At 73.0% G+C, this 26,619-nt stretch carries 22 protein-coding genes; 17 read left to right on the forward strand and 5 right to left on the reverse strand.

The genetic code is table 11. The annotated features are described in order from the left end of the window. The 3 genes from E4622_RS18425 to E4622_RS18435 are packed head-to-tail and all read left to right on the forward strand — an operon-like array spanning position 1 to position 3,643. On the forward strand, positions 1 to 1,635 hold the full coding sequence (locus E4622_RS18425) for a sugar ABC transporter ATP-binding protein (RefSeq protein WP_209022010.1): 1,635 nt from the start codon (positions 1 to 3) through the stop codon (positions 1,633 to 1,635). Then, the gene (locus E4622_RS18430) at positions 1,632 to 2,639 is read left to right on the forward strand and encodes an ABC transporter permease (protein ID WP_209022011.1); all 1,008 of its coding nucleotides are present in this window, start codon (positions 1,632 to 1,634) and stop codon (positions 2,637 to 2,639) included. Before E4622_RS18425 ends, E4622_RS18430 begins: the two co-directional genes overlap by 4 nt. Next, entirely contained in the window at positions 2,636 to 3,643 is a 1,008-nt protein-coding gene (locus E4622_RS18435; RefSeq protein ID WP_134741707.1) for an ABC transporter permease, read from the forward strand. The genes E4622_RS18430 and E4622_RS18435 overlap by 4 nt, the downstream gene beginning before the upstream one ends. A 99-nt stretch (positions 3,644 to 3,742) precedes the next feature. Here the strand turns inward: E4622_RS18435 and E4622_RS18440 are convergent, their stop codons facing one another. Next, on the reverse strand, positions 3,743 to 4,579 hold the full coding sequence (locus tag E4622_RS18440) for a phytanoyl-CoA dioxygenase family protein (protein WP_134741708.1): 837 nt from the start codon (positions 4,577 to 4,579) through the stop codon (positions 3,743 to 3,745). 91 nt (positions 4,580 to 4,670) lie between these two features. Here E4622_RS18440 and E4622_RS18445 point away from each other — a divergent pair, with 91 nt between their 5' ends. From E4622_RS18445 to E4622_RS18460, 4 genes are read left to right on the forward strand one after another with little or no spacing between them, the layout of a single operon-like run. Continuing rightward, a complete protein-coding gene (locus tag E4622_RS18445) occupies positions 4,671 to 5,705 on the forward strand; it encodes a LacI family DNA-binding transcriptional regulator (protein WP_134741709.1) in 1,035 nt (344 codons plus the stop codon). A 54-nt stretch (positions 5,706 to 5,759) separates the two neighbouring features. After that, on the forward strand, positions 5,760 to 6,878 hold the full coding sequence (pheS, locus tag E4622_RS18450) for a phenylalanine--tRNA ligase subunit alpha (RefSeq protein ID WP_134741710.1): 1,119 nt from the start codon (positions 5,760 to 5,762) through the stop codon (positions 6,876 to 6,878). Between the two features lie 3 nt (positions 6,879 to 6,881). After that, positions 6,882 to 9,362, forward strand: coding sequence for a phenylalanine--tRNA ligase subunit beta (pheT, locus tag E4622_RS18455; RefSeq protein ID WP_134741711.1), 2,481 nt, complete (start codon positions 6,882 to 6,884; stop codon positions 9,360 to 9,362). 4 nt (positions 9,363 to 9,366) lie between these two features. Beyond that, positions 9,367 to 12,489 (forward strand): BTAD domain-containing putative transcriptional regulator, encoded by a 3,123-nt coding sequence (locus E4622_RS18460; RefSeq protein WP_134741712.1) that lies wholly within the window; start codon positions 9,367 to 9,369, stop codon positions 12,487 to 12,489. A 105-nt stretch (positions 12,490 to 12,594) separates the two neighbouring features. Here the strand turns inward: E4622_RS18460 and E4622_RS18465 are convergent, their stop codons facing one another. From E4622_RS18465 to E4622_RS18480, 4 genes are all read right to left on the reverse strand, one after another. Continuing rightward, entirely contained in the window at positions 12,595 to 13,437 is an 843-nt protein-coding gene (locus tag E4622_RS18465) for an ABC transporter permease (RefSeq protein WP_134741713.1), read from the reverse strand. Continuing rightward, positions 13,434 to 14,465, reverse strand: coding sequence for an ATP-binding cassette domain-containing protein (locus tag E4622_RS18470; RefSeq protein ID WP_134741714.1), 1,032 nt, complete (start codon positions 14,463 to 14,465; stop codon positions 13,434 to 13,436). The genes E4622_RS18465 and E4622_RS18470 overlap by 4 nt, the downstream gene beginning before the upstream one ends. A 72-nt stretch (positions 14,466 to 14,537) precedes the next feature. Beyond that, on the reverse strand, positions 14,538 to 15,593 hold the full coding sequence (gene mgrA / locus E4622_RS18475) for an L-glyceraldehyde 3-phosphate reductase (protein ID WP_134741715.1): 1,056 nt from the start codon (positions 15,591 to 15,593) through the stop codon (positions 14,538 to 14,540). A gap of 31 nt (positions 15,594 to 15,624) precedes the next feature. Then, on the reverse strand, positions 15,625 to 16,437 hold the full coding sequence (locus E4622_RS18480) for a maleylpyruvate isomerase family mycothiol-dependent enzyme (RefSeq protein ID WP_134741716.1): 813 nt from the start codon (positions 16,435 to 16,437) through the stop codon (positions 15,625 to 15,627). Between the two features lie 209 nt (positions 16,438 to 16,646). On the opposite strand from E4622_RS18480, the gene argC reads away from it, so the two are divergent. From argC to E4622_RS18530, 10 genes are read left to right on the forward strand one after another with little or no spacing between them, the layout of a single operon-like run. Then, positions 16,647 to 17,675, forward strand: a complete 1,029-nt coding sequence (argC, locus tag E4622_RS18485; RefSeq protein ID WP_134741717.1) for an N-acetyl-gamma-glutamyl-phosphate reductase — start codon at positions 16,647 to 16,649, stop codon at positions 17,673 to 17,675. Then, the gene (locus E4622_RS18490; RefSeq protein WP_134741718.1) at positions 17,672 to 18,211 is read left to right on the forward strand and encodes an ACT domain-containing protein; all 540 of its coding nucleotides are present in this window, start codon (positions 17,672 to 17,674) and stop codon (positions 18,209 to 18,211) included. The genes argC and E4622_RS18490 overlap by 4 nt, the downstream gene beginning before the upstream one ends. Next, a complete protein-coding gene (gene argJ / locus E4622_RS18495) occupies positions 18,208 to 19,359 on the forward strand; it encodes a bifunctional glutamate N-acetyltransferase/amino-acid acetyltransferase ArgJ (RefSeq protein ID WP_134741719.1) in 1,152 nt (383 codons plus the stop codon). The genes E4622_RS18490 and argJ overlap by 4 nt, the downstream gene beginning before the upstream one ends. Next, positions 19,356 to 20,279, forward strand: a complete 924-nt coding sequence (gene argB, locus E4622_RS18500) for an acetylglutamate kinase (protein ID WP_134741720.1) — start codon at positions 19,356 to 19,358, stop codon at positions 20,277 to 20,279. The genes argJ and argB overlap by 4 nt, the downstream gene beginning before the upstream one ends. Then, positions 20,276 to 21,454, forward strand: a complete 1,179-nt coding sequence (locus tag E4622_RS18505; RefSeq protein ID WP_134741721.1) for an acetylornithine transaminase — start codon at positions 20,276 to 20,278, stop codon at positions 21,452 to 21,454. The genes argB and E4622_RS18505 overlap by 4 nt, the downstream gene beginning before the upstream one ends. Continuing rightward, positions 21,451 to 22,383 carry an ornithine carbamoyltransferase gene (gene argF / locus E4622_RS18510; RefSeq protein WP_134741722.1) on the forward strand — a complete coding sequence of 311 codons (933 nt, stop codon included), beginning with the start codon at positions 21,451 to 21,453 and terminating at the stop codon, positions 22,381 to 22,383. The genes E4622_RS18505 and argF overlap by 4 nt, the downstream gene beginning before the upstream one ends. Next, positions 22,380 to 22,934 carry an arginine repressor gene (locus E4622_RS18515; protein WP_134741723.1) on the forward strand — a complete coding sequence of 185 codons (555 nt, stop codon included), beginning with the start codon at positions 22,380 to 22,382 and terminating at the stop codon, positions 22,932 to 22,934. The genes argF and E4622_RS18515 overlap by 4 nt, the downstream gene beginning before the upstream one ends. Beyond that, a complete protein-coding gene (argG, locus tag E4622_RS18520) occupies positions 22,931 to 24,361 on the forward strand; it encodes an argininosuccinate synthase (RefSeq protein ID WP_134741724.1) in 1,431 nt (476 codons plus the stop codon). Before E4622_RS18515 ends, argG begins: the two co-directional genes overlap by 4 nt. After that, positions 24,361 to 25,803, forward strand: a complete 1,443-nt coding sequence (gene argH, locus E4622_RS18525) for an argininosuccinate lyase (RefSeq protein WP_134741725.1) — start codon at positions 24,361 to 24,363, stop codon at positions 25,801 to 25,803. Before argG ends, argH begins: the two co-directional genes overlap by 1 nt. Further along, positions 25,787 to 26,377, forward strand: a complete 591-nt coding sequence (locus E4622_RS18530; RefSeq protein ID WP_134741726.1) for a DNA-3-methyladenine glycosylase — start codon at positions 25,787 to 25,789, stop codon at positions 26,375 to 26,377. Before argH ends, E4622_RS18530 begins: the two co-directional genes overlap by 17 nt. The last annotated feature ends 242 nt before the right edge of the window (positions 26,378 to 26,619 follow it).

A 26,619-nucleotide genomic window follows, 5' to 3' on the forward strand; every position in this document is an offset into this window, starting at 1 on the left:
GTGACCGCCACGACCACCACCACCCCGGCGCGAGGCACCGGTGACCCCGTCCTGGAGACGGTCGGGGTCACCAAGACCTTCGGCGGCGTCCACGCCCTGCGCGGCGTGGACTTCCAGCTCGCCCCCGGCGAGATCCACGCGCTCGTCGGCGAGAACGGCGCCGGCAAGTCCACGCTGATCAAGGTCCTCACCGGCGTCTACACCCCCGACGCGGGGGAGGTGCGCTACGCGGGGGAGACCCGGCACTTCCGGGGTCCCTCGGACGCCCAGGACGTCGGCATCTCCACGATCTACCAGGAGGTCAACCTGGTCCCGCTGCTCAGCGTGGCCCGCAACATCTTCCTGGGCCGAGAGCCGCGCAACCGGTTCGGCCTGATCGACGTCCGGTCAATGAACCAGCAGGCCCGCGAGCTGATGCGGGAGCTGACGATCGACCTCGACGTCACCAAGGAGCTGGGCCGGCTCGGTCTCGGTGCGCAGCAGATGGTCGCGCTGGCGCGCGCCATGTCGGTCGAGAGCCGGGTCGTGATCATGGACGAGCCGACGTCCTCGCTCGAGGCCAAGGAGGTGACCACCCTGTTCACCGTCGCCCGGCGGCTGCGCGACCGCGGGGTGGGCCTGGTGTTCGTCTCGCACCGGCTCGACGAGCTCTGGGAGCTCTGCGACCGCGTGACGATCCTGCGCGACGGCCGCTGGGTGCACACCGGGTCCCTGGCCGAGATGAGCCGGCTCGAGCTGGTCTCGAGCATGCTCGGGCGCGACGTGGAGGAGGTGGCCTCCGAGGGTGCGACCGAGTTCGGGGAGTCCCACCGACGCGGCGAGGAGCCGGCCATGGTCGTCTCCGGCATCGAGGTGCGCAACCGCCTGCACGGCATCGACCTCACGGTGCGTCCCGGCGAGGTGGTCGGCCTGGCCGGCCTGCTCGGGTCGGGGCGCAGCGAGACCGTCAAGGCGATCTACGGCGCCATGCACACCGACGGTGGCGAGGTGACGGTGTCCGGCAAGAAGGTGCGGCCCAACTCCGTGCGCGGCGCGCTGCGGGCCGGGATCGCGCTGCTCTCGGAGGACCGCAAGGCGGAGGGGATCATCCCCGACCTCTCGGTGCGTGACAACATCGCGCTGGCGGTGCTGCCGCGGATGTCGCGGGGCGGCGTGGTCTCGGAGAGCAAGATCGACGCGCTCGTCGAGACGTTCATGCGGCGGCTGCAGATCAAGGCCTCCAGCCCGCAGCAGAAGGTGCGCGAGCTCTCCGGCGGCAACCAGCAGAAGGTCCTGATCGCGCGCTGGCTCTGCACCGAGCCCACCGTCTTCCTGCTCGACGAGCCGACCCGTGGCATCGACGTCGGCGCCAAGAGCGAGGTGCAGGCGCTGATCGACGAGCTCGCCCAGCAGGGCCTCGCCGTGGTGCTGATCTCCAGCGAGATGGACGAGCTCGTCGAGGGCGCCGACCGCATCGTCGTCCTGCACGACGGCTCCGCCCGGTCCGAGCTCGACAGCAGCAACCTGAGCAGCTCCGAGCTGCTCCGGGCGCTCGCGGGCGACCGGGCCGGCGACGACACCACCGACAGCGCCACCGACAGCGCCACCGACAGCGCCACCGACAGCGCCACCCCCAGCGAAGGAGAGGCGTCGTGACCGACACCGTGAGCCCCACCACCACCGGGGCCCCCGCGCCGGAGGCCACCGGCCGCAGCCGCCGCGTCGACAGCGACTGGGTGCGGCGCAACGGCGTCTTCGTGGCGCTGGCGCTGCTGCTGCTCTTCAACCTGGTGTTCACCGACAACTTCGCCACCGAGGGGACCCTGCGCCTGCAGCTGGTCCAGGTCGCCCCGGTGCTGATCGTGGCGCTCGGCATGGCGCTGGTGATCGGCACCGAGGGCATCGACCTGTCCGTCGGCGCCGTCATGGCGCTCGCCGCGGCACTGATCCCGCTCTACATCGGCTACGGCACCGGTCTCGCGATCGGCATCTCGCTCCTCGCGGGCGTCGTGGTGGGTCTGATCGCGGGCGTCCTGGTCGCCCACGTCGGCGTCCAGCCGATCGTGGCCACCCTGGGCCTGATGGTGGCCGGGCGCGGCGTCGCCAACCTGTTCGGCGGGCAGATCAAGAGCATCCGAGACGAGGGCTTCCGCGAGCTCGGCACCGGCAGCATCCTCGGCATCCCCTACGTCGTCGCCATCGCGGCGGTCATCGCCGTCATCGTGGGCCTGGTCGTGCGGCGGACCACCTACGGCCGCCAGCTGGTCGCCATCGGTGGCAACAAGCTCGCCGCCGAGCTGGCCGGGCTGCCGGTCAAGCGCGTCCTGGTGACGACGTACGTCGTCTCGGGCCTGCTCGCGGCGATGGCCGGCATCCTGCTGGCCGCGCGCTCGCAGGCCAGCGACCCGACCAAGCTCGGGCTGCTGATGGAGCTCTCCGCCATCACCGCGGTCGTCATCGGCGGCACGCCGCTCTCCGGTGGCCAGGTGCGCATCCTCGGCACCGTCGCCGGCGCGCTGCTCATGCAGCTGATCACGGCCACGCTGATCTTCCACAACATCCAGGACTCCTGGGCCCAGATCGTGCAGGCCGTGATCGTGATCGCGGCGGTCTACGTGCAGCTGGGCCGCGGCACCACCCGAAAGTCGAGGACGACATGAGCACCACCGAGGTGGACCCCGCGACGACCAACTCGCCGGAGGCCGCCATGGCCTCGAGGGCGCGGTTCGCCGCGCTCGTGCAGCGCCAGGGCGCGTTCGCGATCTTCGTGCTCGTCATGGTGGTCGCCAGCTTCAGCTTCGACTCGTTCCTGAGCCGGGGCAACCTCACCGGCATCGCGGTGCAGGCGTCGTTCCTGGCCATGCTCGCGCTGGGCATGACGTTCGTGATCATGACCGGCGGCATCGACCTCTCGGTGGGCAGCGTCTTCGCCCTCGGCGGGGTCCTGGCCGCCTGGGGCTCCCAGCACGGCACGCTCGTGGCCTTCGCGCTCCCGCTGGGCGTCTGCGGATTCATCGGCCTGGTGCAGGGCCTGGTGATCGCCCGCGGCGGGCTGCCGCCGTTCATCGTGACGCTGGCCGGACTGCTCTTCGCCCGCGGGCTGCTGCTCCTGCTCACCGACGAGGGGGCCAAGACCTACAAGGTCCCGGCCGGTTCGGCGTTCCGCAAGCTCGCCCAGAACGACCTGCTCGGCATCCCCTACCCCGTCCTGCTGGTCGTGCTGTTCTTCGCGATCGGCGCGCTGGTCCTGCACCGCACGTCCTACGGCGCCTCGGTGCTGGCGATCGGGGGACAGGAGGACGCCGCGGAGCTGATGGGCCTGCCGGTGGCCCGCACCAAGGTGCTCACCTACGTCGCCTCCGCGCTGCTGGCCGGCTTCGGCGGTATCATGATCGCCTCCTACACCTCCTCGGGCGTGACGATCCTCGGCGTCGGCCTCGAGCTCGAGGCCATCGCCGCCGTCGTCCTGGGCGGCACGCTGCTCACCGGGGGCGCCGGCACGATCCTCGGCAGCCTGATCGGGGTCCTGCTGCTGCAGGTCATCAAGAACGTCATCAACCAGGTCGGGTCGCTCGACTCCGACTGGCAGGCCGTGGTCAGCGGCACCATCCTGCTGGGCGTCGTCACGCTCCAGCGGTGGCTGACCCGCGCCGAGCGCACCTAGCGACCTCGACGCCGCATCCCGGACGCGTCGAGAAGCACCGACGCCCGCCACCTGACCAGGTGGCGGGCGTCGTCGCGTGCGGGGGCGTGGGGGTGAGGCTCAGGCCTCGCCCATCACCAGGCCCTCGATCGTGTGCTTCTGCGTGATCGGCGTGAGCTCGTCGACCACCGGGCACGACAGGTGCTGGCGCACCCGCTCGGGCAGCGCCTCCCAGAACGCGCGGGTGACGGCCAGGTCGTGCTTCTCGTCGTTGCCGGCGCCGGGGGCGTCGATGCCCAGGACCAGGACCGGACGCGACTTCTGCGAGTGGTTCTGGGTGCCGCGGTGGACCGTCAGCGCGGAGCGCGCGGAGATGTCGCCCATCTGCGGGTACTTGCGCACGGCCAGCTCCTCGTAGCGGGAGTAGGCCGACTTGTCCGGGAACATGCCGTGCTTGAAGTCCTCGCCGGTGTCCCAGTGGGTGCCGGGCGCGACCTCGAAGGGACCCATGTCCTCCTCGGTGTCGACGCAGGTGACGTTGAAGGCGAGCGAGGTGAGCCGGCGCTCCTCCAGCGTCTCGCGCGGGCTGGGGAAGTCGCGGTGCCACGGCTGGTTGACCGCGCCGGCGAACGGGATGTCGAAGCCGACCTCCACGATCTGGTAGTCGGGGCCGAGGACGGTCTCGCAGACCGCGCGGACCCACGGGTGGTCGACCAGGTCGACGAAGCCGCGCAGGGCCTCGGGGTGGATCTCCACGTAGTAGCGGTTGGGTCCCCGCCCGACTGCGCCGCCCTCGCGGGAGCGGGCCTCGGTGAAGGCGGCCTCCACGTCCTCGCGGAGCTGCTCGACCCACTCGCGCGAGAAGGCCTGCTTGGCGGCGGTGATGCCGTCGGTCTGGATGGCGGAGGAGATGGCGTCCGTGTCGATCGGGACGTCGAGTGCTGCGGTGGTCGTCATGGATGCTCCTGTTCGTTCCGGGTGTCGTCCCCTAGTTTGCAACGTTGCAATGCCACGTTGCAATAGCCTGTGCCCCGGAGGTGGTGAATTCATGCCGGCGAATCTCAAGGACGTCGCCATCCGGGCCGGGGTGTCGGTGCGCACGGTGTCGAACGTCGTCAACACCCCCGAGGTCGTCGCCGTGGGCACGCGCGAGCGCGTCCAGGCGGCCATCGAGGAGCTGGGCTACCGCCCCAACGTCGCCGCGCGGGCGCTGCGCCGGGGCCGCTCGGAGGTCATCGGCCTCGTGGTCCCCGAGATCGACTCGCCCTACTTCGCCGAGCTGGCCGCCCACGTCGTGCGGGCCGCCGAGGCGCGCGGCTGGACAGTGCACATCGAGCAGACCGACGGCAGCGGACCCCGGGAGCGCCAGCTCCTCGACGGTGCGCGGGGCCAGGGCGTCGACGGGGTGATCTTCAGCCCGTGGTCCATGACCGCCGACGAGATCTCCCGCCGCTCGGCGGCACCTCCGGTCGTGATGCTGGGCGAGCAGCCCGGCGTCGGGACCGTCGACCACGTCGCCGTCGACAACCGGCTGGCGGCCGACACCGCCACCCGCCACCTCCTCGCCTCCGGTCGGCGGCGCATCGCCGCCGTCGGCCTCCAGCCGCACCTGCGCAACGAGACGGCGCGTCAGCGCCTGGCCGGCTACCGCGACGCCCTGGCCGAGGCCGGCGTCCCGGACGACGAGCGCCTGCACGTCGCCGTGGAGCGGCTCCACCACGAGGACGGGGTGGGGGCGATGCAGCGGCTCGCCCAGCTGGACGAGCTCCCGGACGCGTTGTTCTGCTTCACCGACCAGCTGGCGCTCGGCGCCCTGCGCGCCTGCGCGGACCTCGGGCTGCGGGTGCCCGAGGACGTCGCCCTGGTCGGCTTCGACGACATCGAGGCCGGGCGCTACGCCGTGCCCAGCATCACCACCGTCGCGCCCGACAAGCCCCGTCTGGCCGAGCTCGTCCTCACCTGCCTCGAGGAGCGCATGCGCGACCACGAGCTGCCCGGGCGCGACCTGGTGGTGCCGCACCGGCTGCTCGTGCGCGAGAGCGCGCCGGCACCTGGGGCGGCCCCCGGGGGAGCCGCCGGATGAGACGCGGGACAACCCGTTCGCGCCGCGCCCGGCGACGTTCCTAGACTTCACCTCGTGTCCGGACCCAATACCGACTTCGACCCCGTGGAGGTCAGCACCTTGCAGCCCGAAGAGGTCGAGGCCGCCCGCGACGCCGCGCTGGCGGCGTTCGCCGCGGCCGGCGACCTCGAGCAGCTCAAGCAGGCCCGCCTCGAGCACGTGGGGGACCGCTCGCCGCTGGCGCTGGCCAACCGCGAGATCGGGGCGCTGCCGCCCCAGGCCCGCAAGGAGGCCGGGCAGCGGCTCGGCCAGGCCCGCGGGGCCGTCAACCAGGCCCTCGCGGCCCGGCTCGCGGTCCTGGAGGCCGAGCACGAGGAGCGGATGCTGGTCGAGGAGACCGTCGACGTCACGGTCCCGACCGACCGGCTGCCCGTGGGTGCCCGCCACCCGATCACGACCGGGTCCGAGCTGATCGCCGACATCTTCGTCGCGATGGGCTGGGAGGTCGCCGAGGGTCCCGTCATCGAGGCCGAGTGGCTCAACTTCGACGCCCTCAACCTCGGGCCCGACCACCCCGCCCGCACGATGCAGGACACCTTCTGGACCTCGCCGGCCGAGGACCACCTGGTGCTGCGCACCCACACCTCCCCGGTGCAGGCGCGCACGATGCTGACGCGCGAGCCTCCGATCTACGTCGTGTGCCCGGGGCGGGTGTTCCGCACCGACGAGTACGACGCCACGCACAGCCCGATGTTCCACCAGGTCGAGGGCCTCGCCATCGACGAGGGCATCTCGATGGCCCACCTGAAGGGCACCCTGGACCACTTCGCCGGCGCCATGTTCGGCGAGGGCATCACGACCCGCTTCCGGCCGTCGTACTTCCCCTTCACCGAGCCCAGCGCCGAGGTCGACCTGGTCTGCTTCGTGTGCCGCGGCGCCGCCGTGGTGGCCGACGGCGACGTCATGGTCACCTGCCGGACCTGCCGCGGCGAGGGCTGGATCGAGTGGGGCGGCTGCGGCGTGGTCAACCCCCGGGTGCTGGTGGCCTGCGGGGTGGACCCCGAGCGCTACTCCGGCTTCGCCTTCGGCATGGGCATCGACCGCACGCTGATGTTCCGCCACGGCCTCGAGGACCTGCGCGCCCTCTTCGAGGGCGACGTCCGCTTCACCACCGCCTTCGGAAGCGAGCTCTGAGGCATGAAGACCCCCGTCTCCTGGATCAGGGAGCTCGTCGAGCTGCCCGCCGACGTCACCACCGACGCCCTCACCGAGCGGCTGACCGCCCTCGGGCTCAAGCTCGAGGCGATCGACCGCCCCGGCGAGGCGATCACCGGGCCGCTCGTGGTCGGCCGCGTGCTCACGATGGAGCCCGAGCCGCAGAAGAACGGCAAGACCATCAACTGGTGCTCCGTCGACGTCGGCGAGGCCAGCGGCACCGGCGAGCCCCAGGGCATCGTCTGCGGCGCCCACAACTTCGCGCCCGGCGACCTGGTCGTCGTGGTCCTGCCCGGCGGCGTGCTGCCCGGCGGCTTCGCGATCTCCGCGCGCAAGACCTACGGCCACGTCTCGGCCGGCATGATCTGCTCGGCGGCCGAGCTCGGCCTCGGGGTGGACCACGACGGGATCATCGTGCTGCCGGCCGACGCCGGCGAGCCCGGCGACAGCGCGTTCGGCGTGCTCGGCCTCGACGAGGAGATCATCGAGTTCGAGATCAACCCCGACCGGGCCTACGCCCTGTCCCTGCGCGGCGTCGCGCGAGAGGCCGCCCTCGCCTTCGGGGTCCCGTTCCGGGACCCGGCGGTGCGCGAGGTGCCCGAGCCGGACGCCGATGGCTACCCCGTGATCATCGACGACCCCGCGGGGTGCCCGGTCTTCGCGGCGCGCCGCGTGACCGGCTTCGACGCGACCGCCCCGACGCCGGGCTGGATGGCCCGGCGCCTCACGCAGGCCGGCATGCGCCCGATCTCGCTGGGCGTCGACGTCACCAACTACGTGATGCTCGAGCTCGGCCAGCCCATCCACGGCTACGACGGCGACAAGCTCGACGGCGCGCTCCACGTGCGCCGCGCCACCGAGGGGGAGCGGCTCACGACCCTCGACGGCACCCGGCGGGTCCTGTCCTCGGACGACCTGGTCGTCGTCGACGGCTCCGGCCCGATCGGCCTGGCCGGCGTGATGGGCGGTGCGACCACCGAGCTCTCCGAGACGACGACCCACGTCGTCATCGAGGCAGCCCACTGGGACGCCGTCTCGATGTTCCGCACCGGCAAGCGCCACAAGCTGTCCTCGGAGGCCGGCAAGCGCAACGAGCGCGGCGTCGACCCGCTCCTGCCCGCGGTCGCGGCCGACCGTGTGGCCGAGCTGCTGACGACGTACGGCGGCGGCACGGTCGAGCCCGGCGCCACCCTGGTCGGGGTGGTCCCGTCCTCGCCCACGATCGAGATCGACGCCGACCTCCCGGCCCGGATCAGCGGCATCCCGATCCCGGCGGAGACCACGGTGGCCCACCTGGAGGCCGTGGGCTGTGCCGTCACGGTGGAGGGCGAGCGGCTGACCGTCGTCCCGCCGACCTGGCGCCCCGACGTCACCGACCCCTACGACCTCGTCGAGGAGGTCGCGCGCGTCGTCGGCTACGACCAGGTCCCCTCGGTGCTGCCGCGCGAGGCCGCCGGCCGTGGCCTCACCCGCGAGCAGCGGCTGCGCCGTCGCGTCGGCCGGCTCCTCGCCGGGGCCGGGTGCGTGGAGGTGGTGAGCTTCCCGTTCGTCGGCGAGGCCACCTTCGACGACCTCGGCCTGCCGCCGGACGACGTGCTGCGCCGCACCGTCACGCTGGCCAACCCCATCTCCTCGGAGGAGCCGTCCTACACGACGACGCTCCTGCCCGGGCTCCTCAAGGCGGCGGCCCGCAACCTGGGTCGCGGCGCGAGCGGGGTGTCGCTCTTCGAGACCGGCACGGTGGCCTTCCCGGTCGACCGCGGTCCCGCGCCGATCTACGGCGTCGACCTGCGGCCCAGCGACGCCGAGCTGGACAAGCTGCTCGAGGTCCTGCCGCGCCAGCCGCTCTTCCTCGCGGTGGTGCTCTCCGGCGAGGCCGAGCGGCCCGGGTGGTGGGGCGCCGGTCGCGAGAGCGGCTGGGCCGACAGCATCGCGCTCGTGCGCCGGCTCGCCGCCGACCTCGGTGTCGCGCTGGAGGTCGTCTCCGCCGCCCGCGCGCCGTGGCACCCGGGCCGCTGCGCGCGGCTCGAGGTCGACGGCGTCGAGATCGGCCACGCCGGCGAGCTGCACCCCACGGTGTGCAAGGCCTTCGGCCTGCCGGCGCGCAGCGCCGCGCTCGAGCTGGACCTCGACCACCTGATGAGCCGCGCCGTGGACGTGGTCGCCGGCCCCGAGCTGTCGACCTACCCGCTGGCCAAGGAGGACGTCGCCCTCGTCGTCGACGCCGCCACCACCGTGGCCGCGGTCGAGGACGCCCTGCGCGAGGGTGCGGGCGAGCTGCTGGAGTCGATCCGGCTCTTCGACGTCTACACCGGCGACCAGGTCGGTCAGGGCCGCAAGTCGCTGGCCTTCGCCCTGCGCTTCCGGGCCCCCGACCGGACCCTCACCGAGGAGGACACCGGCGCCGCCCGCGACGCGGCGGTCGCCGTCGCCGCGGCCAGGTGCGGCGCGGTCCAGCGCTGATGGGATGAGCGTGCTGGCCCTGCTGGACGGCGTCACCTGGCACGGTGCGCCGGTCACCGGCGAGCGGGCGCACGCGCTGCTCGCCGCGCTGGTGGCCGCCGGCGGCCGCACGGTGGGGGACGCGACCCTGGTCGAGGAGGTCTGGGGCGCCGACGACCGGCCGGCCGTCCCGGCCAAGGCCCTGCAGGTGGTGGTGTCCCGGGTCCGCGCGCAGACCGCGCCCGACGCCGTACGGCGCACGGAGCAGGGCTACGCGCTCGGGCTCCCCGCCCAGGACGTGGACGCCCTCGAGCTGGGCGTCCTGCTCGAGGAGGCCCGGCGTGCCGAGGGCCACGGCGACGCGGTGACGGCGCGCGACCGCGCCGCCGCCGCGGTCGCGACCCCCGTGGCCGGCCCGGGCGCGCCCGGGGCCGTGGAGGACCTGCGGGCCGAGGCCCGGGAGCGGCTCGTCGCCGCTCGAGCCGTGCTGGGTCGGACGTCGTCCGTGCTCGGCGACCACGCGGAGGCCCTGCGGCACCTCACCGAGCTCCCGGTGCCCGACGAGGCCACCATGGCGGCGCTCCTGCGCAGCGAGCTGGCCGTGCACGGCGCGCCCGCCGCGCTGCTGCGCTACGGCGCCCACCGCAGCCGGCTGGCCGAGGAGCTGGGCGTGGACCCCGGCCCGCTGCTGCAGGCGGTGCACGCCGAGCTCCTCGCCGCCGACAACCCCGTGCGGGCGGGGCTGCGCTTCGAGGCCACCTCGCTGGTCGGTCGCGACGACGACCTCCGGGCCCTGCGCGCGGCGGTCCGCGAGGCGCGGGTGACCTCGATCCTGGGACCCGGCGGGCTGGGCAAGACCCGCCTGGCGCACCTGCTCGGGCGCGAGGCCGAGCAGCAGGTCGTGCACTTCGTGGAGCTCGTCGGCGTCACCTCCGCGGAGGACGTGGTGGTCGAGGTCGGCTCGGCCCTGGGCGTCCGCGACTCGGTGAGCGGGCGCCGGGTGCTCAGCGCCGCCCAGCTCGGCGACGTGCGCTCGCGGATCGCGGCCCACCTCGACCAGGCCCCGACGCTGCTGATCCTCGACAACTGCGAGCACGTCATCACCGCGGTCGCCGACCTGGTGGCCTTCCTGGTGGCGACGTGCGGGCGGCTGCGGGTGCTCACCACCACGCGGTCGCCGCTGGGCATCGCCGCCGAGCGGGTCTTCCCGCTGGCCCAGCTCGACGAGGACGCCGCCCGCCAGCTGTTCGTCGAGCGGGCCCGGGCCGCCCGACCGGGGGTGGAGCTGGACGACGACGCCGTACGCCGGGTGGTCGCGCGGCTCGACGGGCTCCCGCTGACCCTCGAGCTGGCCGCCGCGAAGGTGCGGGCGATGTCGGTGGAGGACGTCGCCGCGCGCCTGGACGACCGGTTCCGGCTCCTCAACGGCGCCGACCGCAGCAAGCCCGACCGCCACCAGACCCTGCTCGGGGTCATCGACTGGTCGTGGAACCTCCTCGATCGGCCCGAGCGCGACGCGCTCGCCCGGCTCTCGGTCTTCCACGACGGCTTCACGCTGGACACCGCCGAGACCGTCCTGCCCGGCGACGGGCTCACCGCTGTGCAGACGCTCGTGGACCAGTCCCTCCTGAGCGTCGCCGAAGCCGCGGGGACCGTGCGCTACCGGATGCTCGAGACCGTCCGCGAGTTCGGTCGCCGGCGCCTCGTGGAGTCGGGGGAGGAGGCCGACGCGCTGGCGGCCCAGCTCGCCTGGGCGCGCGGCTACACCGCCGACGTCACGGTCGAGCTCTTCTCCGCCCGTCAGTTCGAGGTGATGGACGCGCTCGCCCGGGAGGAGGGCAACCTCGCCGATGTCCTGCGCCTCTCGCTCGCGAGCGGCGAGCGACCCACCGCGCTGCGGCTGGTGGCGTCGCTGGGCCACTACTGGAACATCAAGGGCGAGCACCCTCGCCTGCTCGCCCTGTGCGCCGCCGTCGACGAGCTGCTGGACGGGTGGCAGCCGACCCCGGACCTGGTGGACGACGCCGTGGGTGCCGCCGCGATCCTGGCGACCAACACGATGATCGCCCTGGCGGACATCCCCGCGGCCTGCCGGGCGCTGCTCGACGACTACGGGGACCTCGCGAGCCTGCCGGTGACCCGGGCCGTGGTGGCCGTCATGCGCCTCTACGCCCCCGGTGACCCGATGTGGCCGCTGCCGGAGGCCGACGACCTCCTGGAGTCGCCCGACCACCACCTGGCCGCCCTGGCCCACCAGTGGGCCATGCACCAGCGCGAGGGGAAGGGCGACATCGAGGGGGCGCTCGCGCTCGCCGACCGCTCCCTGTCGCTGTGGGGCGAGGACGACGGGCCGTGGAACCGGACGTTGGTGGAGACCCAGCTCGCCGGGCTGCACGCGCAGACCGGCAACACCGAGCAGGCGGCCCTCCACGCGCTCGCCGCGATCCCGGTGCTCGACCGCCTCGAGGCCTACGACGACGCGATCTCGACCCGGTCGATCCTGGCCAACGCCGCCATCGAGGCCGGCCGCTTCGACGAGGCCCAAGGGATCGTGGACCAGATCAAGGAGCTCGAGCGCTACAACACCGCCGGCTTCGGGTCCGGAGTCATCATCACCGCCTGCAAGGCCGAGCTGGAGCTGGCCCGCGGCGAGACGGCCAGGGGGCTGTCGCTCTTCCGTACGACCGTCGAGGAGCTGCGCGGCCTCTCGTTCCCGGGCCTGGGCAAGCCGACGGGTCTGGAGCCGTGGACGATCTTCGGCGAGACCGCGGCCACCGTGGCCTACGCCCGGCACGGGCGCGGCGACGAGGGGCGCGACCTGCTCGACACCCTGCGGATCAAGGCGCAGCTGCTCCTCGACGCCGAGCGGCAGCCGCTGGAGTACCCCACCGCCGGCATGGTGCTCTTCGCCGTCGGCGCCTGGGGCCTGCTGCGCGAGACGACGCCGACGCCCGACGCGGTCCACCTGGTCGTGCTGGCGCGCCTCTTCTCCTACAGCCGCTACTCGCCCAGCCTGGCCTGGGACCCCGTCGCCGAGGTCGCCGAGCGGCTCGCGCCCGGCGAGCTCGACCGCGTCCTCGCCGAGTACGGCGAGCGCCGCGGCCCCGACCTCCTCGACGAGGCGCGGGAGCTGGTGGCGACCCTGTAGCTGTGGCCTCGTGGGGCAGGTGCGGGGGAGCCGGCAGGCGGGTCGTGTGCCGGAGGCAGTGCGGGGACGCAGCCTGCGGCACACGACCCACCCGGCCGCGCCCGGCTACATCCGCTTCGAGTAGGACCGCACGGTCAGCGGGGCGAAGATCGCGACCACGACGGCGAGACCGAGCACGGCCCAGCCGACGTGGGCGGTGACGGCGCCGTCGTTGGCGAGGTCGCGGATCGCGTTGATGACCAGCGAGACCGGGTTGGCGTCCGCGAACGCCTGCAGCCAGCTGGGCATGGTCTGGGTCGGCACGAACGCGTTGGACAGGAACGTCAGCGGGAACATCACCATCATCGAGATCCCCTGCACGCCCTGGGCGTTGCGGCCGATGGTGCCGAACCACGCGAAGATCCAGGCCATGGACCAGCCGGCCACCACGGCCAGGACGATCGCCCCTGCGACGCCGAGGACGCCACCGCCGGGGCGGTAGCCCATGGCGATCCCGACGGTGAACGTCAGCACCGACGCGATGAGGTAGCGCAGCATGTCGGCCACCATCGGCCCCGCCAGCGGGGCGATGCGCGCGATCGGCAGCGACTTGAAGCGGTCGAAGACCCCCTTGTCCATGTCCTCGCGCAGCTGCACGCCCGTGGCGATGCAGGCGGTGAGCACGGTCTGGCCGATCAGCCCGGTGATGATGAGGGGGAGGTAGGCGTCGACGTCGCCGGAGATCGCGCCGCCGAAGATGTAGGCGAACATCGCGGTGAACAGGATCGGCTGGATGGTGACGTCGAACATCTGCTCGAAGTTGCGTCGCATCTTCATCGTGGCCCGCCACGCCAGCGCCATGGTCTGGCTCAGCGTGTCCGCCAGCGAGGGGTGGGCCGACAGGTCGTCCACGCCCGCCAGGGTCTGCGAGACGGACGGGGTGGTCGGGTGCTCCAGGGTGGTGGTCATCGGGCTGCCTCCAGGTCTCGGTCGGTCTCGGTCTCGTGGTCCGCGTCGTGGCGCGGCTCGCCGTCCTCGGCGCCGTGGCCGGTGAGCGTCATGAAGACCTCGTCCAGCGTGGGCTTCTGCACGGTCGCGCTGGTGATCAGCAGGTCCTCGCTGCGCAGCCCGATGAGGACGTCGGCGGCGAGGTTCGCGTCGCGCATGGGGACGTTGATGCCACCCGCCTCGGGGGTCAGGACCGGCTCGTCGCCGGCCACCCGGCGTACGACGTCGACCGCGGCGGCGGTGCGCGTCGGGTCGGCCAGGCGCAGCTGGAGCGTCGAGCTGCCCACCTGGCTCTTGAGCTCGTCGGGGGTGCCCTCGGCGACCTTGCGCCCGCGGTCGATCACCGCGATCCGGTGCGCGAGCTGGTCGGCCTCGTCGAGGTACTGGGTGGTCAGGAGCACCGTCGACCCCTCGGCGACCAGCGAGCGGATCGTGCCCCACATCTGGCCGCGGGTGCGCGGGTCCAGCCCGGTCGTGGGCTCGTCGAGGAAGATCAGCGGCGGGCGGGTGATCAGGCTGACCGCGAGGTCGAGGCGACGGCGCATGCCGCCGGAGAACTGCGAGATCGGGCGGTCGGCGGCGTCCTCGAGCCCGAACTGCCCCAGGAGCTCGGCGCCCACGACGCGCGAGCGCCGGCGGCCCAGCCCGTGGAGCCGGCCGAAGAGCAGCAGGTTCTCCGAGGCCGTGAGGTTCTCATCGACCGAGGCGTACTGCCCGGTCACGCCGATCAGCTGCCGCACGACGTGGGGCTGGCGCCGGACGTCCTTGCCGAAGACGCGCGCCTCGCCGGCGTCGATCGTCAGCAGGGTGGCCAGCATCTGCAGCATGGTCGTCTTGCCCGCGCCGTTGGGGCCGAGCACGCCGAACACCTCGCCGCGGACGACCTCGAGGTCGATCCCGTCGACGGCGCGGTTGCTGCCGAAGGTCTTCACCAGGCCCGTGGCCTGGACGGCCGGCTCGTGCGAGCCGGGGGAGAGAGGTGTGGTCATGCCACCAGCGTGGGGCGGACCGGTTTCAGGCCGCCTTCACGCCGGTTTCACGTCTCTCCCCGCCGCCGGACGCTAGGCGTCCGAGGACGTCGACCAGAGGTTGATGCCGGAGTCGACCGCGTCCTGCTCGATCGCGTCGAGCTCCTCGTCGGTGATCTCGAGCTTGTCCAGGACCGCGAGGTTGTCGTCGAGCTGGGCGACGCTGCTGGCGCCGATCAGCACCGAGGTGACCCGCGCGTCGCGCAGCACCCACGCCAGCGCCAGCTGTGCGAGCGACTGGCCGCGGCCCTGGGCGATCTCGTTGAGCCGGCGGATGTGGGCGACGGCCTCGTCGGTGAGCAGCGAGGGGTCCAGCGACTTGCCCTGCGCGGCGCGGGAGTCCTCGGGGATGCCGTCGAGGTAGCGGTCGGTGAGCATGCCCTGGGCCAGCGGGGAGAACGCGATGCAGCCCACGCCCTCCTCGCCCAGCACGTCCAGCAGCGAGGCGCCGTCGTCGGCGGGCTCCTCGACCCAGCGGTTGAGCATCGAGTAGGACGGCTGGTGGATCAGCAGCGGCACGCCCATCTCGCGCAGCAGGCCGGCCGCCTCGCGGGTGCGCTCCGCGGAGTAGGACGAGATGCCGGCGTACGTCGCCCGGCCGGACTGCACGGCCGTGGCCAGCGCACCCATCGTCTCCTCGAGCGGGGTCTCGGGGTCGAAGCGGTGGCTGTAGAAGATGTCGACGTGGTCCAGGCCCATGCGCGCCAGGCTCTGGTCGAGCGAGCCGAGGAGGTACTTGCGCGAGCCCCACTCGCCGTAGGGGCCGGGCCACATGTCGTAGCCGGCCTTGGTCGAGATCACCAGCTCGTCGCGGTAGGGGCGGAAGTCGTCGCGGAAGATCCGGCCGAAGTTCGTCTCCGCGGAGCCGTAGGGCGGGCCGTAGTTGTTGGCCAGGTCGAAGTGGGTGACACCGCGGTCGAAGGCGCGGCGCAGGATCGCGCGCTGGGTCTCGATCGGCTTGTCGTCGCCGAAGTTGTGCCACAGGCCCAGCGACACGGCGGGCAGCTGCAGGCCGGAGCGGCCGCAGCGGCGGTAGGCGTGGGAGTCATAGCGGTCGTCGGCGGCGCGGTAGGGCTCGGGCGTGGTCATGGAGCGATCCTGCCGCACGCCACCCGACGGATCAGTCGAGAGGCTCGCTGACGGCCGCCAGCATCGCCTCGTGGACGGCCCGGTCACCGCTGACCTCGATGCCGTCGGCACTGCGGCGCTTCCAGAGCCAGGCGTCCAGGTCGGCGGCGCGGCCGCGGACGAGCGCGGCGGCCTCGCCCGGCTCGACCAGCAGCAGGTGGGGTCCGTCGTAGGCCTTGCCGGACTCGGGGTCGGTGCCGTGGAGCGTCCCGGGCCGCACGAACAGCGACTCGCCGACGTCGATCAGCTCGACCTGCACGAGCCCCTCGCCCAGGTCGAGACGCCCCCAGGCCGGGGCCTCACCGCCGTACATGACGTCCAGCAGCTCCGCGACGCCGTCGGCGGCCAGCGCGGGGTCCAGGTCGGTCACCTCGCCGGTCGCCTGCCGCGCGGTCTGCTCCGCGTCGAGGCGGTGGATCAGCGCCTCGTGCGCCTGGCGGCGGAACGTGAACCCCACCGTCTGCTCGGGCGCCCACGACCACGCCGGCTCGGCGGGGTCGGCGGCGGCGAGCTCGGCCAGCAGGGAGGCGGAGTGCTCGTCGAAGTAGGCCAGCAGCCCGTCGTACGTCGCCGGGCGGGCCGGCTGGTCGGCGAAGTCGGCCTCGGTGGGCGCGGCCGGCCGGGAGCGGATCCGACCGGCCCAGAAGCGCTGCACCCCGGCCAGGTGCCACAGCAGGTCGGCGGCGTCCCAGTCGGGGCAGGCCGGCACCCGCGCCGCCGGGTCGCAGCCGGCCAGCACGTCGCGGAAGCGGGCCGAGTCGCTGCGCAGGTGCTCGAGGTACGCGCTGAACGCCAGTCGGGTCATACTCGACAACGTAGAGCGCGGCGGGGACGGTCGTCGCGGGAGTTTCACCGGGTACCCGGTGAAACTCACGCTTCCGGTACGAAGCTTCGTACGGGAAGCGTGAGTTCCGTACCGGCGGTGGGGCGCGTGGGGTCGCTGGGATCGCCGCGCCGTCCACCGGACGGCACCCCGATACACATGAACATGCAGAGATCTGTATAGTCATGCACATGACGTTCACGGTCGCGGTCGCCGGCGCCTCCGGCTATGCCGGGGGTGAGGTGCTGCGCCTCCTCCTGGGCCACCCCGAGGCGCGGATCGGCGCGCTCACGGCCGGCAGCAACGCCGGCGAGCTGCTCGGTCCGCTCCAGCCCCACCTCGTGCCGCTGGCCGACCGGGTCCTCGCCCCGACGACGCTCGAGACGCTGAGCGGGCACGACGTGGTCTTCCTCGCCCTGCCGCACGGGCAGTCCGGCGAGCTCGCGGCCCAGCTGCCCGAGAGCACCGTGGTCATCGACTGCGGCGCCGACTTCCGGCTGCAGGACGCGGGGGAGTGGGAGCGCTTCTACGGCGGCACCCACGCCGGCACCTGGCCCTACGGCCTGCCCGAGCTGCCGGGGCAGCGCGAGGTCCTCGCGGCCGCGACGCGCATCGCCGTACCCGGCTGCTACCCCACGGTCTCCACCCTCACGCTCGCCCCCGCCCTGGCGGCCCGGCTGGTCGAGCCCGACCTCGTCGTCGTGGCCGCCTCCGGCACCAGCGGCGCCGGCAAGGCCGCCAAGCCGCACCTGCTCGGCAGCGAGATCATGGGCAACGCCAGCGCCTACGGCGTCGGCGGCGGCCACCGGCACACCCCGGAGATCACCCAGAACCTCAGGCCCCTGGCCGACGGCCCCGTGCGGGTCAGCTTCACGCCGCTGCTGGTGCCGATGCCGCGCGGCATCCTCGCCACCTGCTCGGCCCCGCTGCGCGGTGACGTCACGGCCGAGCAGGCCCACGCCGTCTACGCCGAGGCGTACGCCGACGAGCCGTTCGTCCACGTCCTGCCGGTCGGTCAGTGGCCCCAGACCAAGTCGGTGGTCGGCTCGAACGCCGTCCACGTCCAGGTGACCGTCGACCCCGACGCGGGCCGCCTGGTCGCGGTCGGGGCCGTCGACAACCTCGCCAAGGGCACGGGCGGCGCCGCCGTCCAGTGCATGAACCTCGCGCTCGGGCTCGACGAGAGCCTCGGCCTCACCACCGTAGGGATCGCACCATGACCGACGACCAGACCGACCCCACCGCCGAGCAGCCCGCCGAGCAGCCCGCGGAGCAGCCCGCCGAGCAGCGCGACGAGCAGCCGGACGAGGCCGGGATCCTCGGCCTTCCCGAGGGCCCCACCTACGAGTTGCAGCAGTTCCCGGAGAAGCTCGCCGTGGTCAAGCTCCCGCCGGGCGCCGAGATCCCGGAGTGGGCCGAGTCGTCCTCGCTGTTCTCGATCACGGCGACCGCGACGGAGACCTCGCTGGTCTGCGCCGGGCGCAACGTGCCGACCAAGCAGGTGGCGCAGAAGGGCATGACGGCCTTCGCGGTCATGGGCACCCTCGACTTCGCGCTCACCGGCGTGCTCGCCGCCCTGCTGTTGCCGCTGGCCGAGGCCGAGATCAGCGTGTTCACGATCTCGACCTACGACACCGACTGGATCCTGGTGCCCGTGGCCAAGGCGGAGGACGCGGCGGAGGCCTGGCGACGACGAGGGCACACCGTCAACCTCGCCGTCCCCGTCACCAAGCCCCCACGGAAGAGCAAGAGATGACCGTCACCGCCCCCGCCGGCTTCCGCGCCGCCGGCGTCGCCGCCGGACTGAAGTCCACCGGCGCCCAGGACCTCGCCCTCGTCGTCAACGACGGCCCCCACCACGACTCGGCCACCGTCTTCACGGCCAACCGCTGCAAGGCCAACCCGGTCCTCTGGAGCCAGGAGGTCGTCAAGGACGGCGTCGTGCGCGCCGTCGTCCTCAACTCCGGCGGCGCCAACTGCTACACCGGACCCGACGGCTTCCAGACCACCCACGCGGTGGCCGAGCGCGTAGCGGGTGCCGTCGGCATCGGCGCCGGCGACGTCGTCGTCTGCTCGACCGGCCTGATCGGCCTGGCCAACGACCGCGAGCGGCTGCTGGCCGGGGTCGACTCGGCGTACGCCGCCCTGTCGGCCGACGGCGGCCCGGACGCCGCGGCCGCGATCATGACCACCGACTCGGTGAGCAAGCAGGTCGTCGTCGAGGGGGCCGGCTGGTCCATCGGCGGCATGGCCAAGGGCGCCGGCATGCTGGCCCCCCAGCTCGCTACCATGCTCGTGGTGCTCACCACCGACGCCGTCGTGCCGGCCGCCGACCTGGACGTCGCCCTGCGGGCGGCGACGCGGGTCAGCTTCGACCGCCTCGACTCCGACGGCTGCATGTCCACCAACGACACCGTCACCGTCATGGCGAGCGGCGCCAGCGGCATCACCCCGCCGCTGCCCGACTTCACCGACGCGCTGACCCAGGCCTGCTCCGACCTCGCGATGCAGCTGCTGCGCGACGCCGAGGGCGCCGACCACGAGATCGCGATCACGGTGCTCCACGCGGCGTCCGAGGACGACGCGGTCGAGGCGGCGCGCAGCGTCGCGCGCAGCAACCTCTTCAAGGCGGCCGTCTTCGGCAACGACCCCAACTGGGGCCGCGTGCTGGCCAGCATCGGCACGACGCAGGCGGCCTTCGACCCCGCCGACCTCGACGTCGCCATGAACGGCGTGTGGGTGTGCCGGCAGTCGACCCCGGCGGCCGACCCCGCGACGGTGGACCTGAAGCCCCGCGAGGTCAGCGTGACCATCGACCTCAAGTCCGGCGACGCCCGCGCGACCGTCTGGACCAACGACCTGACCCACGCCTACGTCCACGAGAACAGTGCCTACAGCTCATGACCCAGACCCCCGGCAAGCCCGACCCCGCCAAGGCCGCCGTCCTGGCCGCAGCCCTCCCGTGGCTGAAGGCCTACCACGGCAAGATCGTGGTGGTGAAGTACGGCGGCAACGCCATGACCGACGACACCCTCAAGCGCGCGTTCGCCGAGGACATCGCCTTCCTGCGCTTCGCCGGCTTCAAGCCGGTCGTCGTGCACGGCGGCGGCCCGCAGATCTCCCGGATGCTCGACAAGCTCGGCATCGAGTCGGAGTTCAAGGGCGGCCTGCGCGTCACGACCCCGGAGGCCATGGAGGTCGTACGGATGGTGCTCGTCGGCCAGGTCCAGCGCGAGCTGGTCGGCCTCATCAACGAGCACGGCCCGCTCGCCGTGGGCCTGTCCGGCGAGGACGCCGGGCTGTTCACCGCCGAGCAGACCAACACCATCGTCGACGGCGAGGAGGTCGACCTCGGCCTCGTGGGCGAGGTCGCCCACGTGCGGCCGGAGTCGGTGCTCGACCTGATCCAGGCCGGGCGCATCCCGGTCGTCTCCTCCGTGGCCCCCGACGTCGACGGCGTGGTCCACAACGTCAACGCCGACCTGGCCGCGTCTGCGCTCGCGGTCGCGCTGGACGCCGAGAAGCTGCTGGTGCTCACCGACGTGGAGGGGCTCTACCTCGACTGGCCCAGCTCCGACGACGTCATCGGCGAGATCAGCCCCGAGTCGCTCGACGAGCTGATGCCGACCCTGGCCAGCGGCATGGTGCCCAAGATGGGCGCCTGCCTGCAGGCCATCCGCGGCGGCGTGAGCCGCGCGACGGTCGTCGACGGCCGCCAGCCGCACGCCGTGCTGCTCGAGCTCTTCACCAACGAGGGCGTCGGCACCCAGGTGCTGCCCGGCGTGGAGACCAAGACCCGGAAGGCGAGGGACACCCCGCAATGAGCGACGACGCCACCTGGGGCGAGCGCTACGCCGACTCGCTGATGAACACGTTCGGCCCGCCCAAGCTGACGCTGGTCCGCGGCAGCGGTGCCCACGTGTGGGACGCCGACGGCACCGAGTACGTCGACCTGCTCGGCGGGATCGCGGTCAACGCGCTCGGCCACGGGCACCCCGCCCTGGTCGAGGCCGTGACCAGCCAGCTGTCGACGCTGGGCCACGTCTCCAACTTCTTCGCCACCGAGCCCCAGATCCGGCTCGCCGAGAAGCTGCTGACCCTGCTCGACGCCGGCACCGGCAAGGTGTTCTTCACCAACTCCGGCGCCGAGGCCAACGAGGCGGCGTTCAAGCTGACCCGCCGCACCGGCCGCACCCACGTCGTGGCCGCGGCCGGCGGCTTCCACGGGCGCACGATGGGCGCGCTCGCGCTGACCTCCAAGGAGGCCTACCGCGCGCCGTTCGAGCCGCTCCCTGGCGACGTCACGTTCGTGCCCTACGGCGACGCCGACGCGCTCGCGGCCGCGGTCACCGACGAGACCGCTGCCATCCTGCTCGAGCCGATGCAGGGGGAGGCCGGCGTCGTCGTGCCCCCCGAGGGCTACCTCGCCGCCGCCCGCGCGGTCGCCGACGAGCACGGGGCCCTGCTCTGGCTCGACGAGGTGCAGACCGGTGTCGGCCGCACGGGCGCGTGGTTCGCCCACGCCGCGTCCGGAGTGCGTCCCGACATCGTGACGCTGGCCAAGGGCCTCGCCGGCGGCTTCCCGATCGGCGCCTGCATCGGCGTGGGGGAGGCCGGCGACCTGCTGGAGCCGGGCAACCACGGCACCACCTTCGGCGGCAACCCGGTCGCGTGCGCCGCCGCGCTGGCCGTGATCCGCACGATCGAGGACGACGGGCTCCTCGAGCACGTCACCGTGCTCGGCCAGAAGCTCCGCGACGGGCTCGCCGCCGACCCGCGCGTCACCGAGGTGCGCGGCGAGGGCCTGCTGATCGGCCTGGACCTGGTCGACGAGGTCTCCGCCGAGGTCACCGCCGCCGCGATGCGGCACGGCTTCATCGTCAACAACCCGACGCCCCACCGCATCCGGCTCGCCCCGCCGCTGGTCCTCACGCAGGACGACGCGGACGCCTTCCTCGCCGCCTGGCCGGTGATCCTCGACGAGGTGATGGGCTCGTGAGGCACTTCCTGGCCGACGACGACCTGCGCCCCGACGAGCAGGCGCAGGTGCTGCGCCTGGCCGCCGAGCTCAAGGCCGCGCCCTACGACGCCAAGCCGCTCGCCGGCCCCCGCACCGTCGCGATGATCTTCGACAAGCCGACTCTGCGCACCCAGGCGTCCTTCGGCGCGGGCATCGCCGAGCTCGGCGGCTACCCGATGCTCGTCGACGGGAGCCTGGCCGGCATCGGCGTGCGCGAGTCCGTCCCGGACGTCGCCCGCGTCCTGGGCAGGCAGGCCTCCGCGATCGTGTGGCGCACCTTCGAGCAGTCCTTCCTCGAGGAGATGGCCGAGCACGCCGGCGTCCCCGTGGTCAACGCGCTCACCGACCTGTTCCACCCCTGCCAGCTGCTCGCGGACCTGCTGACCGTGCAGGAGCACCGCGGGGAGCTGGCGGGCCTGCGGGTCGCCTTCGTGGGCGACGCCGCGTGCAACATGGGCAACTCCTGGCTGCTCGCGGGTGCCACGGCCGGCATGCACGTCGTCGTCAGCGGCCCCGAGGGCTATCTGCCGTCCGACGAGATGTTCCAGCGCGCCACCGACATCACCTCGTACGCCGGCGGCTCGGTCAGCGGCACCCACGACCCGGTCGCGGCCGTGACCGGCGCCGACGTGGTCGTGACGGACACCTGGGTGTCCATGGGCAAGGAGCAGGAGTCGGCCGCGCGCGAGCAGGTGTTCGCGGGCTACAGCCTGACGGCCGAGCTGCTGGCCCACGCCCGGCCCGAAGCGCTCGTGCTGCACTGCCTGCCGGCCTACCGCGGCAAGGAGATCGCGGCCGAGGTGCTCGACGGCCCGCAGAGCGTCGTGTGGGACGAGGCCGAGAACCGCCGCCACGCGCAGAAGGCCGTGCTCACCTTCCTCATGGGTGCCGCCGGGGCCACGTCGTGAGCGACGCGGCGCTGCGCCCGGCGACCAAGAACGCCCGGCACCAGCTCATCGTCGACCTCGTCACCCACCGCGAGGTCCGCTCCCAGGGCGAGCTCGCCGACCTCCTCGCCGCCGACGGGGTCCACGTCACGCAGGCGACGCTCTCGCGCGACCTGGTCGAGCTCGAGGCGGTCAAGGTCCGCGACGGCAAGGGCGCGCTGGTCTACGCCGTACCCGGCGAGGGCGGCGACCGCCGCGCCCTGGCGCCGAGCGAGACGCACGCGTCCATGCTGCGCCTGGCCAAGCTCTGCGGCGACCTGCTCGTCAGCGCCGACTCCTCGGCCAACCTCGTCGTCCTGCGCACGCCGCCGGGCGCCGCGCAGTTCCTGGCCTCGGCCTTCGACAAGGCCGAGTTCCCCGACGTGCTCGGCACCATCGCCGGCGACGACACCGTCCTGGTGATCGGCCGTGACCCCACCGGCGGGGAGGACCTCGCGCGGCGCTTCCTGGCGCTCGCCGAGGTCCCCGCGCCCCCTTCCACCCCCGCACTCCAGACAGAGGAACCCACGTGAGCAAGGTCCTGACCACCCTCCCCGTCGGCGAACGGGTCGGCATCGCCTTCTCCGGCGGCCTCGACACCTCCGTCGCGGTCGCCTGGATGCGCGCGAAGGGCGCGGTGCCCTGCACCTACACCGCCGACATCGGCCAGTACGACGAGCCGGACATCTCCGGCGTCCCCGCCCGCGCGCTGGAGTACGGCGCCGAGCTCGCGCGCTCCGTCGACTGCCGCCCCCAGCTGGTCGAGGAGGGCCTCGCGGCCATCGCCTGCGGCGCCTTCCACATCCGCTCGGGCGCGCGCACCTACTTCAACACCACGCCGCTGGGCCGCGCCGTCACCGGCACGATGCTGGTGCGCGCCATGCACGAGGACGGCGTCGACATCTGGGGCGACGGCTCCACCTTCAAGGGCAACGACATCGAGCGGTTCTACCGCTACGGCCTGCTCGCCAACCCCGACCTGCGGATCTACAAGCCCTGGTTGGACGCCGACTTCGTGCACGAGCTGGGCGGCCGCACCGAGATGAGCCAGTGGCTCACCGAGCGCGGCCTGCCCTACCGCGACAGCAAGGAGAAGGCCTACTCCACCGACGCCAACATCTGGGGCGCCACCCACGAGGCCAAGACGCTGGAGCACCTCGACGTCTCGCTGGAGACCGTCGAGCCCATCATGGGCGTGAAGTTCTGGGACCCGTCGGTGGAGATCGCCCAGGAGGACGTCACGATCCGCTTCGTCGCCGGCCGCCCGGTCGCCATCAACGGCACGACGTACGACGACGCGGTGGCGCTGGTCCACGAGGCCAACACGATCGGCGGCCGCCACGGCCTGGGCATGAGCGACCAGATCGAGAACCGCATCATCGAGGCCAAGTCCCGCGGGATCTACGAGGCGCCCGCCATGGCGCTGCTGTGGACCGCCTACGAGCGGCTCCTCAACGCCGTCCACAACGAGGACACGATCGCCAACTACCACTCGCAGGGCCGCCAGCTCGGCCGGCTGCTCTACGAGGGCCGCTGGCTCGACCCCCAGGCGCTGATGCTGCGGGAGGGGATCCAGCGCTGGATCGCCTCGCTGGTGACGGGCGAGGTGACGCTGCGGCTGCGCCGGGGCGAGGACTACACCGTGCTGCGCACCGACGGGCCGGCGTTCTCCTACCACCCGGACAAGCTGTCGATGGAGCGCACCGACAACGCCGTGTTCGGGCCGACCGACCGCATCGGCCAGCTGACGATGCGCAACCTCGACATCGCCGACTCGCGCGCCAAGCTCGAGCTGTACGCCGCGCAGCCGCTCGACCAGGGCCAGGTGCTCGTCGAGCACGGCACCCTCTTCGGTGAGCTCCCGGCCGGCGGCGCCGACCGGATCAGCCACAACCCGCAGGCGGTCAGCAGCGAGGACGAGGCGCTCGACCGCGCCGCGATGGAGTCCGGGACCGACTGATGGCCGAGGAGACTGCAGAGGACGCCCGTCAGGGGACCAACGAGGGCATGCTGTGGGGCGGGCGCTTCTCCGGTGGCCCCTCGCCGGAGCTCGAGGCGCTGTCGCGCTCCACGCACTTCGACTGGCGCCTCACGCCGTACGACCTGGCCGGCTCGCGGGCCCACGCCCGCGCCCTGCACCGTGCCGGCCTGCTCAGCGACGAGGAGCTGGCCGAGCTGGTGCGCGGCCTCGACGTGCTGGGGGAGCGCTACGCCGCCGGCGAGCTGCTGCCCGACCCCTCCGACGAGGACGTCCACGGTGCCCTCGAGCGTCTGCTGCTCGACGAGGTGGGCGCCGACGTCGGCGGCCGGATCCGCGCCGGACGCAGCCGCAACGACCAGATCGCCACGCTGTTCAAGGTGTTCCTGCGCGACCACGCACGCGTCGTGGCCGGGCTCGTGCTCGACCTCGTCGACGTGCTCGCCGCGCAGGCGCGCGACCACCTCGACGTCGTGATGCCCGGGCGCACCCACCTGCAGCACGCCCAGCCGGTCCTGCTGGCCCACCACCTGCTGGCCCACGCCTGGCCGCTGGTGCGCGACGTCGACCGGCTGCTCGACTGGGACGCGCGGGTCGCCGGCGACTCGCCGTACGGCTCCGGGGCGCTGGCCGGCTCGAGCCTGGGTCTGGACCCGGTCGGGGTCGCCACCGAGCTCGGGTTCACCGGCTCGTCGGCCAACTCGATCGACGGCACCGCCGCCCGCGACTTTGTGGCGGAGTTCGCCTACGTCGCCGCGCAGGTGGGCGTGGACGTCAGCCGCCTCGCCGAGGAGGTCATCCTCTGGTCGACGCGCGAGTTCGGGTTCGTGCGCCTGCACGACTCGTGGTCGACGGGGTCGAGCATCATGCCGCAGAAGAAGAACCCCGACATCGCCGAGCTGGCGCGAGGAAAGGCGGGCCGACTCGTCGGCAACCTCACCGGCCTGATGACGACGCTGAAGGCGCTCCCGTTGGCCTACAACCGCGACCTCCAGGAGGACAAGGAGCCGGTGTTCGACTCCGTCGACACCCTCGAGGTCCTGCTGCCCGCCTTCTCCGGCATGGTCGCCACGCTGACCTTCGACACCGCCCGCCTGGCCGAGCTGGCCCCGCAGGGGTTCTCGCTCGCCACGGACGTGGCGGAGTGGCTGGTGCGGGAGGGGGTGCCGTTCCGCGTCGCCCACGAGGTCGCGGGCGCGTGCGTGCAGCGGTGCGAGGAGCTCGGCGTCGAGCTCCACGAGCTCACCGACGACCAGTTCGCCGCCATCTCGCCGGCGCTGACCCCCGAGGTCCGCGCGGTGCTGACCGTGGAGGGCTCGGTGTCGTCGCGCGACGGACGCGGCGGGACCGCCCCGGCGCGCGTGCGCGAGCAGCTCCAGGAGCTGCAGCGGCGCGCGGCAGCGCAGCGTGAGCGCGTCGGCTGACCTGCGGCGCCTCCTGCTGGGCCCGGCCCCGGAGGTGGCGCCCCTGCTCCTCAACGCCGTGCTCCGCCACGGCGACGTCGCGGTGCGCCTGACGGAGGTCGAGGCGTACGCCGGCGCGGACGACCCCGGCTCCCACGCCTACCGCGGGCGGACCCGCCGCAACGCGGTGATGTTCGGACCGCCCGGGCACCTGTACTGCTACTTCACCTACGGCATGCACGTGTGCGCCAACGCCGTCGCCGGCCCGGAGGGCACCTCCGCAGGGATCCTCCTGCGCGCCGGCGAGGTGATCGAGGGGATCGAGCTCGCGCGAGCCCGCCGGCCCGGCTCCAGCGACCGCGACCTGGCTCGCGGTCCGGCCCGCCTGTGCCGCGCCCTGGACATCGCGCTGAGCGACGACGGGACCGACCTCACCGCCGGCCCGATCACCCTGGAGCCGGGCACCCCGCCGCCTGAGTTCGAGGCCGGTCCGCGCGTCGGTCTGCGAGGCGCACCCGAGCGTCCGTGGCGGTTCTGGACGCCGGCGGAGCCCTCCGTGTCGGCCTACCGACCCGCCAAGCGACCCCCGAGTTGACGTCCGCTGGGGGAGCCCGTAATGTTCTCCGGGTTGCCCCAGAACGGCCCGCGAGGGTCCGGAGGGTGAGCAGCCAGAAGCCCCAGCAGCGGCCGGAAACGGTCTCCAGAGGTGCGCGTCTGATACTTGAGAACTCAACAGTGTGTCATAGTCGATGAATTAGTTTGTATGCCCTATGTCTGATGACTTGGGTTTGTTTTTTCGGCAATAATGATTCTGGCAATTGTCAGTTTTGTTTTTTG

Origin of the sequence: Nocardioides sp. 503 (assembly GCF_004522095.1) — a bacterium.
Classification (GTDB): Bacteria; Actinomycetota; Actinomycetes; order Propionibacteriales; family Nocardioidaceae; genus Nocardioides.

Bases quoted from the DNA above. Each gene is read 5' to 3' on its own strand.
- E4622_RS18435 (WP_134741707.1), top strand. From the start codon at position 2,636: ATGAGCACCACCGAGGTGGACCCCGCGACGACCAACTCGCCGGAGGCC.
- E4622_RS18440 (WP_134741708.1), bottom strand. From the start codon at position 4,579: ATGACGACCACCGCAGCACTCGACGTCCCGATCGACACGGACGCCATC.
- E4622_RS18445 (WP_134741709.1), top strand. From the start codon at position 4,671: ATGCCGGCGAATCTCAAGGACGTCGCCATCCGGGCCGGGGTGTCGGTG.
- pheT (WP_134741711.1), top strand. From the start codon at position 6,882: ATGAAGACCCCCGTCTCCTGGATCAGGGAGCTCGTCGAGCTGCCCGCC.
- E4622_RS18460 (WP_134741712.1), top strand. From the start codon at position 9,367: ATGAGCGTGCTGGCCCTGCTGGACGGCGTCACCTGGCACGGTGCGCCG.
- E4622_RS18465 (WP_134741713.1), bottom strand. From the start codon at position 13,437: ATGACCACCACCCTGGAGCACCCGACCACCCCGTCCGTCTCGCAGACC.
- E4622_RS18470 (WP_134741714.1), bottom strand. From the start codon at position 14,465: ATGACCACACCTCTCTCCCCCGGCTCGCACGAGCCGGCCGTCCAGGCC.
- mgrA (WP_134741715.1), bottom strand. From the start codon at position 15,593: ATGACCACGCCCGAGCCCTACCGCGCCGCCGACGACCGCTATGACTCC.
- E4622_RS18480 (WP_134741716.1), bottom strand. From the start codon at position 16,437: ATGACCCGACTGGCGTTCAGCGCGTACCTCGAGCACCTGCGCAGCGAC.
- argC (WP_134741717.1), top strand. From the start codon at position 16,647: ATGACGTTCACGGTCGCGGTCGCCGGCGCCTCCGGCTATGCCGGGGGT.
- E4622_RS18490 (WP_134741718.1), top strand. From the start codon at position 17,672: ATGACCGACGACCAGACCGACCCCACCGCCGAGCAGCCCGCCGAGCAG.
- argJ (WP_134741719.1), top strand. From the start codon at position 18,208: ATGACCGTCACCGCCCCCGCCGGCTTCCGCGCCGCCGGCGTCGCCGCC.
- argB (WP_134741720.1), top strand. From the start codon at position 19,356: ATGACCCAGACCCCCGGCAAGCCCGACCCCGCCAAGGCCGCCGTCCTG.
- E4622_RS18505 (WP_134741721.1), top strand. From the start codon at position 20,276: ATGAGCGACGACGCCACCTGGGGCGAGCGCTACGCCGACTCGCTGATG.
- argH (WP_134741725.1), top strand. From the start codon at position 24,361: ATGGCCGAGGAGACTGCAGAGGACGCCCGTCAGGGGACCAACGAGGGC.